At 71.9% G+C, this 15707-nt stretch carries 10 protein-coding genes; all 10 read left to right on the top strand.

Annotated elements, in window-relative coordinates:
• Positions 1-38: 38 nt before the first annotated feature.
• On the top strand, positions 39-3023 hold the full coding sequence (fxsT, locus tag OG496_RS41885; RefSeq protein WP_405974575.1) for an FxSxx-COOH system tetratricopeptide repeat protein: 2985 nt from the start codon (positions 39-41) through the stop codon (positions 3021-3023).
• A 105-nt stretch (positions 3024-3128) separates the two neighbouring features.
• Positions 3129-3338 (top strand): YxD-tail cyclophane-containing RiPP peptide, encoded by a 210-nt coding sequence (locus tag OG496_RS41880; protein ID WP_329349086.1) that lies wholly within the window; start codon positions 3129-3131, stop codon positions 3336-3338.
• Positions 3335-4549: an FxsB family cyclophane-forming radical SAM/SPASM peptide maturase gene (locus OG496_RS41875; RefSeq protein WP_366493128.1), complete on the top strand. Its 1215-nt coding sequence runs from the start codon at positions 3335-3337 to the stop codon at positions 4547-4549. Before OG496_RS41880 ends, OG496_RS41875 begins: the two co-directional genes overlap by 4 nt.
• A gap of 77 nt (positions 4550-4626) precedes the next feature.
• Positions 4627-4998, top strand: a complete 372-nt coding sequence (locus OG496_RS41870; protein ID WP_366493129.1) for a CU044_2847 family protein — start codon at positions 4627-4629, stop codon at positions 4996-4998.
• The gene (locus OG496_RS41865; RefSeq protein WP_328677358.1) at positions 4995-5936 is read left to right on the top strand and encodes an AAA family ATPase; all 942 of its coding nucleotides are present in this window, start codon (positions 4995-4997) and stop codon (positions 5934-5936) included. Before OG496_RS41870 ends, OG496_RS41865 begins: the two co-directional genes overlap by 4 nt.
• Positions 5933-7843 carry a magnesium chelatase gene (locus OG496_RS41860; RefSeq protein ID WP_366493130.1) on the top strand — a complete coding sequence of 637 codons (1911 nt, stop codon included), beginning with the start codon at positions 5933-5935 and terminating at the stop codon, positions 7841-7843. The genes OG496_RS41865 and OG496_RS41860 overlap by 4 nt, the downstream gene beginning before the upstream one ends.
• Complete coding sequence (locus OG496_RS41855) at positions 7833-9131, top strand: CHAT domain-containing protein (protein WP_366493131.1); 1299 nt, start codon at positions 7833-7835, stop codon at positions 9129-9131. Before OG496_RS41860 ends, OG496_RS41855 begins: the two co-directional genes overlap by 11 nt.
• On the top strand, positions 9128-12460 hold the full coding sequence (fxsT, locus tag OG496_RS41850) for an FxSxx-COOH system tetratricopeptide repeat protein (RefSeq protein WP_405974574.1): 3333 nt from the start codon (positions 9128-9130) through the stop codon (positions 12458-12460). The genes OG496_RS41855 and fxsT (OG496_RS41850) overlap by 4 nt, the downstream gene beginning before the upstream one ends.
• Positions 12461-12626: 166 nt before the next feature.
• Entirely contained in the window at positions 12627-13469 is an 843-nt protein-coding gene (locus OG496_RS41845) for a dolichyl-phosphate beta-glucosyltransferase (RefSeq protein WP_405974573.1), read from the top strand.
• Positions 13466-15616, top strand: a complete 2151-nt coding sequence (locus OG496_RS41840) for an ArnT family glycosyltransferase (protein WP_405974572.1) — start codon at positions 13466-13468, stop codon at positions 15614-15616. The genes OG496_RS41845 and OG496_RS41840 overlap by 4 nt, the downstream gene beginning before the upstream one ends.
• Positions 15617-15707 lie beyond the last annotated feature (91 nt).

Here is a 15707-nt window from a genome sequence, read left to right as displayed (position 1 = left end):
GTCATTGAGTCCATTTCGGTGTAAGGGGAGACGGTCGGATGACCGACAGGTCCAAGGGCGCCGAGTCCCACGAGCACTTCACCATCAGCTACGCGGGATTCAACCGGCCGTGGGCCACCTGGATCGCCCACCAGCTGGAGCAGTTGGGGCACGAGACGACCCTGCTGCGGTGGGACCCGCCGAGGCAGATGTCGCTCGCCGACGCGCTGCGCAATCTGCTCCAGGCGCCGGGCCGGGTGCTGCTGGTCCTCGACGACTGGTACTTCTCGCTGGGCCCGCGCACCGACGCCGAGTGGACGCAGGCGCTGCACGAGGTGGTGCCGCCGCACGTCGACCGGTTCTCGGCGGTCAGTGTGGCCACCCGGGCACTGCCCGCCACCGCCGCCCCGCTGCGCCCGGTCGATCTCCGCGACCTCGATTCACGCGAGGCCCGGCGCCGTATCCTGCGCCGCCTGGACCTGGACGCGGCCACCGCGACCGGCCCGGTGAGCGGCACCGCGCCGCGCTTCCCGAACGACCCCCCTGCCGTGTGGAACGTACCGCGCCGCAATGTCCGCTTCACCGGCCGCGACGCCATCCTGGAGAAGCTGCACGCCCGCTTCGAGGAGGGCGGACGCGGCGGTGCCCGGGTCGCGCTGCGCGGTATCTCGGGCGTCGGCAAGAGCCAGATCGCCATCGAGTACGCGCACCGCTTCGGCAACGACTACGACATCGTGTGGTGGGTGGGCGCGCGGTTCCGGGCGCCGGCGCGTGAGCAGTTCGCGCAGCTGGCGCCGCGCCTCGAACTGCCGGTCGGGCAGGAGCTGGGCGAGCGGATCCGCGCGGTGCACGAGGCGCTGCGCACCGGCCGGCCGTTCCGCCGCTGGCTGCTCGTGCTGGACAGCGCCGACGACATGGAGCAGATCGAGGACCTCCTCCCGGAGGGCAACGGCCATGTCCTGATCACCACCCTCACCCAGGACTGGGCCGCCTCGGGCAGCGTCACGGAGATCGAGGTGCAGCCCTTCCGCCGCCCCGAGAGCGTGGCCTACGCCCGCCGCCGCGCCCAGCGGCTCACCGAGGCCGAGGCCGACGATCTCGCCGACGCCGTACAGGACCTGCCGCTGCTGCTGGCGCAGACGGCGGCCTGGCTGGACGCCAACGTCATGCCGGCCAAGGACTATGTGGCGATGATCCGGCGCGGCGAGGCCAGCCAGATCGGTATCCGGATCTCCTCGGACTACCCGATGGGCTTCCAGACCAGTTGGTCGATAACTCTGAACACGCTGCAGGAGAACAACCCCGAAGCGGTGGAGCTGCTGCACCTGTTCGCGCTGTTCTCGCCGGACGCCATCCCGGTCCGGCTGATGCAGGCCGCCCACCCGTCCGACCTGCCGGCGCATCTGGCCGCGCTCGCCGGCGACCCGATCCGCTGGCACACGGCGCTGCGCAGGCTCTCCGAGTCGACCGCGGTCCGGCTGGACTACGTCGAGTCCTCGGAGGCCGAGCCGGCCGTGGACCGCGTGTCCATGCACCGCCTCTACCACAGCTTCCTGCTCAGCACCCTGACCGAGGACCGCCGCGAGGCGCTGTCCACGATCGCCTGCACGCTGCTCGCGGGCGCCGACCCGCGCCGGCCCAACGACACCCGTGAGTGGACGCGGTACGCGGAGCTGATCCCGCACCTGGAGACCGCGGGCGCGCTGGACAGCCGTGAGCCCGTGGTCCGGCAGCTCGTCCTGAACTGCATCGACTACATGCGGGTGCGGGGCGAGAACCGGGCCGCCCTGCGCCTGTGCGAGCAGACCGTCGCCCGCTGGCGCACCCGGCTCCAGCCCGACGAGCGGGACATGCTCGTCCTGACCCACGACCACGCCAACATGCTGCGCCGCAGCGGCCGTTACCGCGAGGCGGAGGCCGTCGGCCGGGCCGTCCTGGACCAGCTCACGGAGACCCGCGCCGACGACGACCCCGATCTGCTGCGCGCCAAGAACGGCCTGGCCGGGACACTCGTGTCGCTGGGCCGCTACGACGAGGCCCACCAGATGTTCGAGGAGTGCGTCCACGCGTACTCCGACACCCTGGGCGCCGAGGCCCCGCGCACCCTCCAGGACCGCGGCAACCTCGCCGTCGTCACCAGCCTCCTGGGCCGGTACGAGGAGTCGCTGCTGCTGCACCGCGACATCCTGCTGATCCGGGAGCGGCTGCTCAACCCGCGCCACCATCTCACCCTGCGCTCCGGCATGTTCTACGCCTGGATGCTCAGGCTGCTGGGCCGGTACGCCGAGGCCACCTCGCGGCAGGAGCTCAACGTCCGCGCCCACCGGCAGGCGATGGACCGGTTCACCCCGCAGACCCTGTTCGCCGAGCACAATCTCGCGCTGTGCATGCGGCGCACCGGTGATCTGCTGGGCGCCGAGTCGCTGATGCGCAGCGTGGTGGAACGCTTCGTGCAGCGGCAGGGGCCGCGTCATCCCGACGCGCTCCTGGTGCAGGCCGACTTCGCGACCTTCAACCGCGAGCACGGCAATCTGGAACAGGCCCGGGAGATGGCCACCACGGTGGCCGAGGACTACGCCCGCCTGGTCGGCCCCGAACACCCTTACGCCGTGGGCACGTTGGGCAATGTCGGGCTCGCGCTGTGGGAGTACGGCGAGCGCGACGAGGCGCTGCGGATCGCCGAGCAGGCGCTGACGCGGATGCGTGCGGCGGTCGGCTCCACGCATCCGTGGGCGCTGGGCGCCGCGTTGAACGCGAGCGGTGCGCGGAGCCTGGCCGGTGACGAGGAAGGGGCGGCGCAACTCAGCCGTGTCGTCCTGGAGTCGGCGCGCGCCACCCTCGGCGAGACCCACCCACTCACCCTGTCCTGCAAGGCCGCCCTCGCCGGTGACCAGCGTGCGCTGCGCCGCGGCCAGGAGGCCACGAAGCTGGAGAACGAGGCGCTCCAGCAGCTCTCCGACACCCTCGGGCCACAGCATCCGCACACCCTGTCCGTGCGCCGCAGGGAACGTCCGTACTGGGATTTCGAGCCCCTGACGACGTGACTCCCGCGGACCCACCCGCAACGGGAGTCACCGGGGTCCCAGGGCCGCTAGCATGGCCGAGTTCCGTAGCCCAAGGGGGACTTCGGCCTTCCTGAGAGGTAGATCGTGCGGGGAAGAGAAGGGGACGGCCCCTCCAGGCTGGGAGAGCGGGGGCCGGGCGGCGTGTTGCCCGACTTCGCGGATCTGGATCTGAGGACCCTGTCCCGTCAGTCATCGCATCCGGTGCTCGCCGCGGTGGCCAGCGGCCTGTTGCCCCGGATGCTGCGCGGCGAACCCGCGATGGCCTTCTACGAGGACGGCCCCTACCAACTGTGACCGCCCTGTGGCCCCTTGAGAAACTCGACGTCGCGGCCTTACGGCGGTCCGGGTTGCGGGCCGTGCCCTTCCGGCAGTTCGTCCTCAAGGTCAACGGCCGCTGCAACCTCGCCTGTAGCTACTGCTACGTCTACGAGGGCGCCGACAGCAGCTGGCGGGACCGCCCCAACCGGGTCTCCCCCGCCGTCGTGCAACGCACCGCGACGCGGATCGCCGAGCACGCGGCGACCCATCAACTCACCTCCCTGCAGATCAACTTGCACGGCGGCGAGCCCCTGCTGGCCGGGGTGTCGAACCTCGTCGCCCAGGTCAACGCCGTGCGCGAGGCGGTCCGCGACCGCTGTGGCCGAAGCTGCACTGTTGACGCCTCCGTGCAGACCAACGGCACGCTCCTCACCGAGCACGCGGTGGCCGAACTCGCCGACGCGGGCGTCCGGATCGGGGTGAGCCTGGACGGCGGCACCCCCTGGCTCAACCGGCACCGGCTCGACCACGCGGGCCGCTCCTCGTGGGCGAGGACCGAGGCCGGGCTCCAGGTGCTGCGCGGCCGCCCGGAGGCGTACGCCGGGATCCTCAGCGTGATCGACCCGGACTCCGATCCCGCCGAGGTCTACACGTCGTTGACGGCGTTCGAGCCCCCTTCGATGGATCTGCTGCTGCCGCACGCCAACCACGCGTTCCCGCCCGCCGCGAAGGGCCCGCACCCCTACGGCGACTGGCTCGTCCGGCTCTTCGACCTGTGGTTCGACGCGGGTGAACGGGCCGTGCCCGTCCGGCTGTTCCACGAGATCATCGCCCTGCTGCTCGGCGTGCCCTGCCGTGCCGAGGCGGTCGGCAACGCGCCCGTGGTCGCCGTCGTCGTCGACACCGACGGCACCATCGAGCAGGTCGACTCGCTGAAGACCGCGTATGCCGGTGCGCCCGCGACGGGCTGCGACGTCTTCGGCCACTCCTTCGACGACGTCCTGGACCATCCGGGCGTGGTGGCACGGCAGTTGGGCACCGACGCCCTCTCCCCCACCTGTCTCACCTGTCCGCTCGCGGAGGTGTGCGGGGGCGGCAACTACGCGCACCGCTACCGTCCGGTCGAGGGATTCCTCAACCCGTCCGTGTACTGCGCCGACCTGCACCTCCTCATCCCGCACATCGCCCGCCGGGTGCGCAGCGCCGCCGACGCCGACTTCCCGCGCGGACCGATCAACGCCCTTTGACCACAAGGCTGTTGATGGCACGCCAGAATTGGGGAAGGTAAGGGGAGTATTCCGGCTCTCCAACGGGGGAAGTGCGCATGGCGATCGTGACAAGGGCGGCCGCGGACGGCCAGGACCACCAGGTGCCGATCTACGTGGAGGTCGACACCCCGCTCGCGCCGGGCGGCCTCGACGGCCTCTACGACGGGATCGACACCCGGGAGAACGCCGCGGAGCGCGTGCTGGCGGTGGCCCGGGACGTCTACGGCGACGGTCTGGAACTGGCCCGGCACTGCGCCCGGCAGGCGGCCGGCCGGCTCCACGACCTCGGTGACGGGCTGACCCCCGACGAGGTGGAACTGCAGCTGTCCATCAAGCTCGACGCCGAACTCGGCGCGTTCCTGGTGAAGTCGGGGGCCGAGGCGCAGCTCCAGGTGACCTTCCGCTGGACACCGGGCAGCACGTCGTGACCGGTGCGGTCGACGGCTCGGACGTGCACATCCTGCCGTACAGCCATGTGGTCGGGCAGGCCGAGCTGAAGCTCGCGCTCGAACTCAACTACATCGCGCCGCGGATCGGCGGTGTCCTCATCAGCGGGCAGCGCGGCACCGCCAAGTCGACGGTGGTGCGGGCCTTCTCGCTGCTGACCGGGGGCGAGCTGCCGGTCACCCTGCCGATCAACGCGACCGACGACCGGGTGCTGGGGGGCTGGGAGCTGGACGCGCTGATGCGGGGCGAGGCGCGGACCCAGCCGGGGCTGCTGGAGGAGGCCGGTGAGAAGGGGATGCTGTACATCGACGAGGTCAACCTGCTGGACGACCACATCGTCAACATCATCCTGGACGTCGTCTCCACCGGTGTGCTGTCCGTGCAGCGCGAGGCCATCGACACGGTACGGAACATCGCGTTCGGTCTGGTCGGCACGATGAACCCCGAAGAGGGCGGTCTGCGGCCGCAGTTGCTCGACCGGTTCGGTCTGATGGTCGCCGTGTCCGAGCTGGACCAGGAGCAGCGCCGGGCCATGGTGCTGGCCGTGCTCCGCTTCGACGACGCGGCCGGTACGGACTCCCCCTGGCTGGCCGAAGGCCTCGACCGGGACCGGGAGTTGCGCGAGCGGCTCGACCGGGCCCGGGACGGTGTGCAGGACGTACGGCTCAGCGAGGACATCGCGAAGCTGTGCGCCGACGTCGCCACCCGGCTGCGGGCGGTGGGCCATCGCGGCGAGGTCGTCACCGCGTGGGCGGCCCGCGCGCTGGCCGCCTTCGAGGAGGCGGACGCCGTGACCGCCGACCATGTGCGCCGGGTGGTCCCGCTGTCCCTGCGGCACCGGCGGCCGGAGGCGGCGCACGGCGGTCCGGTCGAGTGGACGGCGGAGGAGTCGGAGCTGCTCGACGGGCTGCTGGGATGAGCGCGCCCGCCGACGCCCGCCCGGTCGGACCCCGGCAGCGCCTGTTACAGGTCCTGGCCTGCTCCGCGCTGGGCCCGGGCCTCGACGGGGTGCTCCTGTTCGACCTGGAGCCGGAGATGGTCGCCCCGGTGACGGACGCGTTCGCCGGCCTGCTCCAGCTCCGCGAGCAGCGTCCCGTACGGCGGACGACGCTCGGCTCGGTCACCGGTGACGACGAACTGTGGCTGCGGCCGACGCTGCGCCACGACGGCAACGGCGTCAACTTCTCTCTGGCACCGGGCCCGTTGGTGGACAGCGCCCCCGACTCCGCGATGGTCGTCGTGGTCCCCGACCTGGTCCGCCTCAGCCTCCCGGGCATGCGAGCGGCCGTACAGCTCCTTGGCGCGGACGTGGCCGCGGTCGAGCGGTCCGGCTTCCGGGCCCGCTGGCGCCCGCGCGCCCGCTGGCTGGCCGCCTGCCAGGAGGCGGAGATCGGCCGCCTCTCCCCCCACCTCCTGGACCGCTTCCCGATCCGCCTCAACGCGGCCGGTCTACGGCGGACCAGCAGCGGCCCCGACCGGGTGCTCGACGCCCTCGACGGACGTGAACCCGAGCCGGGTCTCGGCGAGTTGCCGCCGTCCTGGCGCAGCGCGCTCGCGGCCCGGACGCGTCCGGCGTGCACGTTGACCGAGGAGGCGGCGGCGCACGCGGTGGGGCTGTTCCGCGGGGACACCAGCGGTCGGCGGGCGATCGGGCTGGCCCGCCTGGCGCGGGTGCTGGCCGTGGTGAACGGCGCCGAGACCTGCGGCCCCGACCGGGTCGACGAGGCCGCCCGGCTGCTGGGCGTGGCCGCGCCCCTGACTTCCCCGACGGGCAACGGCCGCTCCGCCAACGGCACTTCTCTCGCCACCGGCGACGACACCGACGGCCGGCCTCCGCCACCCGAGCAGCCGAAGGCGGAGCCGCTCCCCGAGGACACCGCGTCGACCGGTCAGCCGGGCGGTGCGATGGCGCTCCCCGCCGGGCCGGCCGAGGCCCTGGACACCTTCACGGCCGACACGGGAGAGGGGCCGGGCTCGCCGTTCCCGGAGGACGACGCACGGTTCCTGCGGGAGTTCGCGCCCCTGCGCATCCCCTGGCAACGGCGTCCGGAGCCGAGTTCCGCACGGGGTCCGGTGATAGGTGTCAGGTCCGCCACGACCCTGCGCGACCTGGCCGTCGTAGCGACCGTCGTCGAGGCGGCCAAGCACCAGAACCTGCCCGGCCGACGTGCGCTGCGCGCGAACGGGGACGGCCAACTGGTCGTCCTGCCGGGCGACTTCCGCAGCTACGCCCGCCTGCCGGTGGCCGAACGCATGCTGGTACTGCTCCTCGACCACACCTGCCGACGCGGCTGGGACTGGCAACCGGCGCTCGCCCCCTACCTCCAGTGGGCCTACACGGGACGGGCCTCGGTCTGTCTGGTGGAGGTGGGCAGCAAGGACGCGGCCCACGAGTTGCGGGCCGACCACTTCATCGCCCGCAGCGTCCTGGACCCGAGGGTCGGCGGCGCCCTGCACCGCCGCCCCGGCCGCAGCAGCCCCCTGGCCCACGGCCTGACCCTCACCGACCAGCTGCTGCGCCGCGCCTTCCAGCAACGCTCCAACCTGGTCGAGGCATGGCTCGTGGTCGTCTCCGACGGCCGCGGCAACGTCCCGCTGGACGCCAGCGCGGGCGGCCGCCTCCTGGGCCCGGTCCGCCGCACAGGCATCGACGACGCGATCACGGCCGCCGCCCGCATCGGCGCGATGGGCCGCATGCGGCTGCACTCCGTGGTGATCGACGCGGCCCGCCAACCGCACCCCGACCTGCCCTTCCTCCTGGCGGACGCACTGGGCGGCGTAACGGTCGCGGGCCGCACGACGCGGGGAGTGACCAGTGCCCGCTGACCTCCCCGGCCCCCGCCCCCTCGGCGGAGCCGTCCCCCTGGGACCAGGAACCCCGGCCCGCCGCCCCGCCCCAGAGCCCCTCACCGCCCCGCGAACAGCCGGCATCCCCGAACACGTGGTAGAGCCCTACGAACCCGTGCCGCTGGCCGCGACCCCCGTAGACCCGAACGCCCAACTCCCCGTCGGCTTCGCCAAGTTGGCGGTGAACAGGGCCTACGACGAACGAGGGCAAGAGGTGTTCTGGCTGACAGGCCACAGCGGTGACCTGGAGCTGTCCCTCGACTCGGAGGACACCCGCCTGCGCCCGAGCGGACTGGCGCTCAGCAATCTCCGTCCCGACGGTTTCCCGCCCACCGAGATCTTCCGGGCGGTAGCCGAATGGTCCGGCCACCAAGAAGACGTCGTGCGCTGGATCAACGATCTGCGCGCCCGCTTCGGCACCGAACTGCACCTCGTCATCTGGGACGACACCGACTACGACATCCCGTGGGAGATGCTGCGCCTCACCGGCGGCCCCGACGGCGTCGCCGACGGGATCCTGGGCGCGCTGGTGACCGTGGTGCGCTGGACCACCATCCGCGAGGCGGGCCGCACCCCGTTCAGGGAACCGGCGGTCTGCTCGGGCCATGTGCTGGGCTACTACGCGGAGGAGATGCGCCGCGACGCCACGGTGTTCGAGAACTTCGAGCACCGCGGTCACTTCGGCACCACCCGCACCTTCCTCACCGAACTCGCCCGCCCGGGCCTCGGCGCCGGCCTCGTCTACATGGGCTGTCACGCCACGCACGGCCCGAACCTCTTCAAGCTCAAGCTGGGCACGGTCACCTGGAACGAACTCAACCGCCTGGACATGTCCGCGCTGGACGGCCGCAGCACCCTGGTGTGCCTGAACGCGTGCCATTCCGCACGGTTCGTGAACAACCAGCTGCTCGGCGAGAACGCCCTGCGCGGCTTCGCCGAGCTCTTCCTCCGCAAGGGAGCGGGCGGCTGCATCGCCACCTCCGGCAAGGTCGGCGACGACGTGGCGCACACCCTGATCCGCGAACTGGTCGGACGGCTCTGCGCCGACCCCGGACTCCCCGTGGCACGCGCCCTGCGCGACTTCCGGGCCGCGGCCGTGGCCCGGCTGCCCGATCCGCTGCCGTTCGTCCACGGCGACGACGACGCGTTCGACGCCGAGGGGCAGCGGGAGATTCTGCCGATCCTCTACAGCTTCATGTTCCTCTACTTCGGACACCCCTTGACCACGCTCCGGCTCAGCGTCCGGGCGCAGGAGGCGAGGACATGAGCGGCGATCCCGCTGCGTTGATGATCGAACCCCTCGTGGGCTGGCCCCGCAGGGCCCAGGCGGGGCAGAGCTATCTCGTCACCGTCGACCTCAACGGCCCGGCGGCGCCCGAGGACTGGCCGTACGAGGAGGAGGAGTTCGACTTCGGCGTCTCCCTGGACGGCTCCCGCCGCTTCGTGTGCGAGGCCGTGAACGAACCCAGCGTCGTCCTGCACCGTTTCGGCGGCACCTACGGCCCGGCCCGCTTCGTGATCAAGGCGGGCCTGGCGCCGGGACCGGGCACGATCTGGCTGACCATCAGCAACCGCTGGGGTGTTCCGGTCCGTACCGTCGAGCTGCCCAGCGAGATCGTCGCGGACGCCGTCGTGGGACAGGGGCATGTCGTCGTGCCCGCGCTGAACGGCAGGGCCGCCACGCTGCCGGCCGAGCACACCGTCCCCGGGCAGCGCGTCGGACGGCGTCCGGTGTCCGGTGTCTGGTCGCCGCACCACATCACGGTCAGCTACGCCGGCACCGACCGCGCGTGGGCCGTGTGGACGGCGCGGCAGCTGGAGCGGCACGGCTGCCAGACGTTCCTGCTGCGCTGGGACCCGCCGCCCGGGGTGCCGCTGGCCCGGCTGCTGGCCGATCTCCTCGGCGCCCCCGGCCGGGTGCTGCTGCTGCTCGACGAGGAGTATCTGCGGCTCGGGCAGCGCACGGAACTGGAATGGGGCGAGGCGCTGGGCTCGGTGGTCGCCGCGGACCCCGACCGGTTCGCCGCCGTGGACCTCTCCGCGCGCACCCTGCCCGCCGCGACCGCCGTACTGGGTCCGGTCAGTCTGCGGGAGCTGGACCCGGCCGAGGCGCTGCGCAGGCTGCTGGCCACCCTCGATCTGCAGGACGCCCGGCCGGAACCCGAGGACGAGTCCGTCGCGCCCCGCTTCCCGGACGCGCCGCCCGCGGTGTGGAACGTGCCGCGCCGCAACTTCCGCTTCACCGGCCGCGACACGGTCCTGGAGGAACTCCGCGCCCTCTTCGAGAACGGCCCGCCCACGGGTGCCCGGGTGGCCCTGCGCGGCATCTCGGGCGTCGGCAAGAGCCAGATCGCCATCGAGTACGCCCACCGGTTCGCCAACGAGTACGACGTGGTCTGGTGGATCAGCGCGAGCTTCCGGGCCACGGCCCGCCAGCAGTTCGCCGACCTCGCCGAACCGCTCGGCCTCGCCGACAGCAGCGCCCTGCCCGAGCGGGTCCGCGCGGTCCGCGAGGCCCTGCGCACCGGCCGCCCGCACCGCCGCTGGCTCCTCGTCCTCGACAGCGCCGACGACCTGGAACAGGTCTACGACCTGCTCCCCGAGGCCGGCGGCCATGTCGCGGTGACGACCGTGACGCAGGGCTGGACGGCGTCCGGCGGGGTCGCGGAGGTCCAGGTGGAGCGCTTCACCCGGGCGGAGAGCATCAGCTACGCCCGCCGGCACGTGGAGCGGCTCACCGAGGAAGAGGCCGACCAACTCGCCGACGCCGTCGAGGACTTCCCGCTGCTGCTGGCCCAGACGGCGGCCTGGCTGGACGCCAACCGGATGTCGGCGGCCGAGTACATCGGGCTGCTGCGCCGGGGCGATGCTGACGAGATCGGCATCCAGACCCTGCCGGACTACCCGATCGGCTTCCAGACCAGCTGGGCCCTCACCCTCGACTCCCTGGAACAGGACAGCCCCGAGGCGACCGAACTCCTGCGCCTGTTCGCCATGTTCTCCCCCGGCTCGATCCCGGTACGCCAGCTCCAGCGGGCCCGTCCCGGCGATCTCCCCACGCTGCTGGCCGAGTTGGCCGTCGACCCGGCCCGCTGGCTCGGCGCGCTGCGTCGCCTCTCGGAGTCGACCGCCGTACGGATGGACTACGTTCAGCCCTCGGACAGCGTCGGCTATGTCGACAGCGTGGAGATGCACCGCCTCTACCACCGCTTCCTGCGCCGCACCCTCACCCCCGGCGAACGCGACGAACTCTCGGCGGTCGCCTGCCGGGTGCTGGTCTCCGCCGACCCCCGGTCGCCGTCCGAGGTCGCCAACTGGCCTGTGTACGCGGAGCTGTTGCCCCATCTGCACCCGTCCGGCGCCCTGGAGAGTTCCGAGGACGCGGTGCGCGACCTGGTGCTCAACTGCATCGAGTACCTGCGGCTGCGCGACGAGGAGAGCACCGGACTCACCCTGTGCGAACAGGTCCTGGCCCGCTGGCGGATCAGGCTCGCCCCGACGCACCCGTCGATGCTGGTCCTCGTCCACCAGCACGCCAACATGCTGCGCCGCTGCGGCCGTTACCGCGAGGCGGAGGCCGTGGGCAGGTCCGTCGTCGAGCAGCTCGCCGAGGAACGCCCCTCCGACGACCTCGACCTCCTGCGGGCCGAGGCGGGCCTCGGCGGCTCCCTGATGGCCCTCGGCCTCTTCAAGGAGGCCCACCAGCTCTTCGAGGAGGTCTGGCGGGCCTACGACGTCCTCGACGGACCGGAGGCCCCCCGCACCCAGGCCTGCCTCAACAACCTCGGCGTCGCCCTCGGCCTCCTCGGCCGCTATCAGGAAGCGGCCGACGTGCACGCCCAACTCCTGCTCCTACGGCGGGAGTCGCTCGGTTCGGACCATCCGTCCACCCTGCTCAGCGGCCTCACCTACGCCCGCTCGCTGCGCCTCCTGGGCCGCCACCAGGACGCCACCGCGCTCCAGGAGACCAACTCCCTCCTGCACCGCCAGACCATGGGCGACCACCACCCCCAGACCCTGGCAGCCCAGCACAACCAGGCGCTGTGCCTGCGTCGTTCGGGCGACGTACCGGCCGCCGCCGATCTGCTGCGCGGCCTGGTCGAGCGGTGCCGGAACCTCCAGGGCGTCCGGCATCCGATGACCCTGATGGTCCAGGCCGACCACGCCTCCTTCCTGCGCTCGCACGGCGACCCCACCGAGTCCGCCGAGCTGACGGACGCGGTGGCCGACGGCTACCGGCATCTCCTCGGCGACGATCACCCGTACACCGTGGGCGTCCTCGGCAACCGCGGCCTGCTGCTGTGGCTCGCCGGCGACCGGGCCGCCGGGGCCCGGCTGATCGAGCAGGCGCTGCGGGGCATGACGAACGCCGTGGGCGCCGACCATCCGTGGACCCTGGGCTGCGCCCTGAACGCGGCGGCGGTCCGCCGGCTGTCGGGCCGGCCCGAGGAGGCGGCCGAACTGCGCCGGGAGACCCTGCTACGGGCCCGCGCCGCCGTCGGCCCCGACCACCCGCTCGTACGGGCCTGCGAGGACGCGCTCGCGACCGGAGCGGAGGAACCACCCGGCTGGGACTTCGAGCCGCAGCCCATCTGAAGACGCCCACCGAAGCCCCCGGCACCCCGTCCGAACTGCCTTTCCGGGCCCCAGCATTGGGGTCAGACCTGAGGACGCTGTGCGCGACCTGTGAGTCCGCTGATTCTCATCGGCCGCTCAGTGAAGGCTCAGCAACGGCACAGACGGGGACCGGAAAGTCACCGTCATGAACGAACAGAACGCGGGAGGCGTCCGGCAGCGGTCGGTCGAGATCGTGGTGCCGGTGTACAACGAGGCGCACGTCCTCGCCGGCAGTGTCGGCCGTCTCCACGCATACCTCGAAACGTCCTTTCCGTTCCCGTTCACGATCACCGTGGCGGACAACGCGAGCACCGACGCCACCTGGCAGGAGGCGCTCGGCCTCACCCAGCGGCTGCCGCACGTGCACGCCGTGCACCTCGACGCCAAGGGCCGGGGCCGCGCGCTGAAGCAGGTGTGGAGCCGGTCCGAGGCGGACGTGGTCGCGTACATGGACGTCGACCTGTCCACCGGCCTCGAAGGCTTCCTGCCCCTGGTCGCCCCGCTCCTGTCCGGCCACAGCGACGTGGCGATCGGCAGCCGCCTGCACCGGCAGTCGGCCGTACAGCGCGGCGCCAAGCGCGAGTTCATCTCCCGCTCCTACAACCTCCTCCTCAAGGCAGGCCTCGCGGCCCGCTTCTCGGACGCGCAGTGCGGCTTCAAGGCCGTCCGCACCGAGGTGTTCCGGGCACTCGCCCCACACATCGAGGACACCGCCTGGTTCTTCGACACCGAACTCCTCGTCCTCGCCCAGCGCAACAAGCTCCGTATCCACGAGGTCCCGGTCGACTGGATCGACGACCCCGACAGCCGCGTCGACATCGTCCGCACCGCCCTCGACGACCTCAAGGGCATGCACCGGATGTTCAAGCAGACCGTCACCGGCCGCGCCCGCATCGCCGCCGTACCCCGCCGCACCCGCACCACCACCCCTGTCCTGCCCGTCGGGGCGCCCGCCTCTTCCGCGGAACACCTGGAGTACGCGTCATGACGACCCTCGCCCCGCCCCCCAGCCAGGAAGACGCCCGGCGCTCGCACCGGGCGGGCCCGCCCGCCGACGGCGGCGTCGCCGCCCGCGCCAGAAGGCTGTTCACGGGCCCGGAGGACGACCCGCGCTGGGCCCGCCCCGCCCTGTGGGGCATCCTGCTGCTGGCCACGGCGCTCTACGCGTGGAACCTGACCTCGATCACCGGCAACACCTTCTACGACGCGGCCGTCTACAGCGGCACCAAAAGCTGGAAGGCGTTCTTCTTCGGCGCACTCGACTCCGGCAGCTTCATCACGGTCGACAAACCACCGTTCGCCCTCTGGGTGATGGGCCTCTCCGCCCGCGTATTCGGTTACGGCACCTGGCAGTTGATGCTGCCGATGGTCGCGGCCGGCACGGGTTCGGTCGCTCTCCTCTACCGCCAGATCAAGCGGGACTTCGGTCCGGTCGCGGGCACGATCTCCGCCCTGGTTCTCACCCTCACCCCGATCACGGTCGCCATCACCCGCGACACCAACCCGGATCCGATCCTCGTCCTGCTGATGATGCTCGGCGCCGTGGCCCTCATGAAGGCCGTCCGCAACGGGAAGTTGATGCCGCTGGTCTGGTCGGCGGTCGCGATCGGCTTCGCGTTCAACACCAAGATGATGCAGGCGTACGTCGTCCTGCCCGTGTTCTTCCTCGTCTACCTCTGGGCCACGAACGTCTCCCTCGGCAAGCGCGTCCGCAACCTCGCTGTCGCCACCGTCGCGCTGGTCGTCTCCAGCGCCTGGTGGATGGTGATCGTCGACCTGATCCCCGCGTCCTCCCGCCCCTACATCGGCGGCTCCACCGACAACACGGTGTGGGACCTCGTCATCGGCTACAACGGCTTCGGCCGGATCTTCGGCGCCAGCTCCTCGGTCGGCTCGCAGGGCAACGGAGCGAGTTTCGGCGGCAGTTCGGGCCTGTACCGGATGTTCAACGAGATCATGGGCGGCCAGATCTCCTGGCTCATCCCCTTCGCGGCGATCGCCCTCGTCGGCGGTCTGGTGCTGCGCGGCCGCGCTCCCCGCACGGACGCCAAGCGCGCCGCGCTGATGCTCTGGGGCGGCTGGTTCGTCCTCCACTTCCTGACGTTCTCGCTCGCCGAGGGCACGTTCCACCCGTACTACGTCACCGCCATGGCGCCCGGTATCGCGGCCCTGGCCGGTGCGGGCGGAGTGCTGCTGTACCGCGCCTTCCGTGAGGGTTCGGCGGCCAAGTGGGCCTGGGTTCTGCCGGCGGCGATCGCGGCCAGCTCCGTCTGGGCGGTCGTCCTGCTCCAGCGGGTCTCCGGCTCCGGCACGGTGTACACGGTCGCGGAGACCGTGGTCGGTGTGGCGGGCATCGCCTCCGTACTCGGCCTGCTGGTGGGCCGGTTCACCAAGCGCCACCGTCTGATGGGCTTCGCGGCGCTGGCCGCCGTCGTCGCCCTCCTCGCCGGTCCCGCGGCCTACTCGGTCTCGGCGGCGACCTCCTCGACCAACGGCACCAACCCGACGGCCGGTCCCAGCACCGGTGGCGGCATGGGTGGCGGCGGTGGCGGCATGGGCGGCGCACCGAGCGGCAGCTCCAGCGGCACCAACGGCAAGACGGGCAGCGCGCCCAGCGGTTCGGGCTCAAGTTCCGGCAAGATGGGCACGCCGCCGTCAGGTGGTACGGCTCCCTCGGGCACCAAGTCCGGGTCCACGTCCGGGTCCACGTCCGGGTCCACGTCCGAGTCCGGTGCGCAGCAGGCCGGTGGCGGTATGGGCGGCGGCTCCCAGGTCTCGTCCGAGATGATCGCGTACCTCAAGAAGCACCAGGACGGGGCGACTTGGCTGCTGGCGGTCTCCACCGACCAGACGGCGTCCTCGATCATCCTGGAGTCGGGTCAGCCCGTGATCTCCATGGGCGGCTGGTCCGGCAGCGACAACGCGATGACCCTCGCCAAGCTCAAGTCCCTGGTGAAGTCCGGCAAGTTGCACTACATCATCGTCAGCAGCGACGGCGGCCAGGGCACCAACTCCGCGATCACGGCCTGGGTCAAGGCCCACGGCACGGCGGTCAAGTCCTCGGCATACAGCACCAGTTCAACAAGCTCCACCAGCACGGGCCTGTACCGCCTGGACGCCTCCGACGTCAGCTGAGCAACATCCCCAGCCACATTTCCCGACAGGACGGGCCGCCGGTAACCCCGGCGGCCCGTCCGCATCCGCACGATGAAGGGCGTAGCAACAG

The organism is Streptomyces sp. NBC_00988, from assembly GCF_045162645.1.
Taxonomy (GTDB): Bacteria; Actinomycetota; Actinomycetes; order Streptomycetales; family Streptomycetaceae; genus Streptomyces.
Note: the sequence above shows the minus strand (reverse complement) of the source record. Positions and strands in the feature narration are given on the sequence as shown.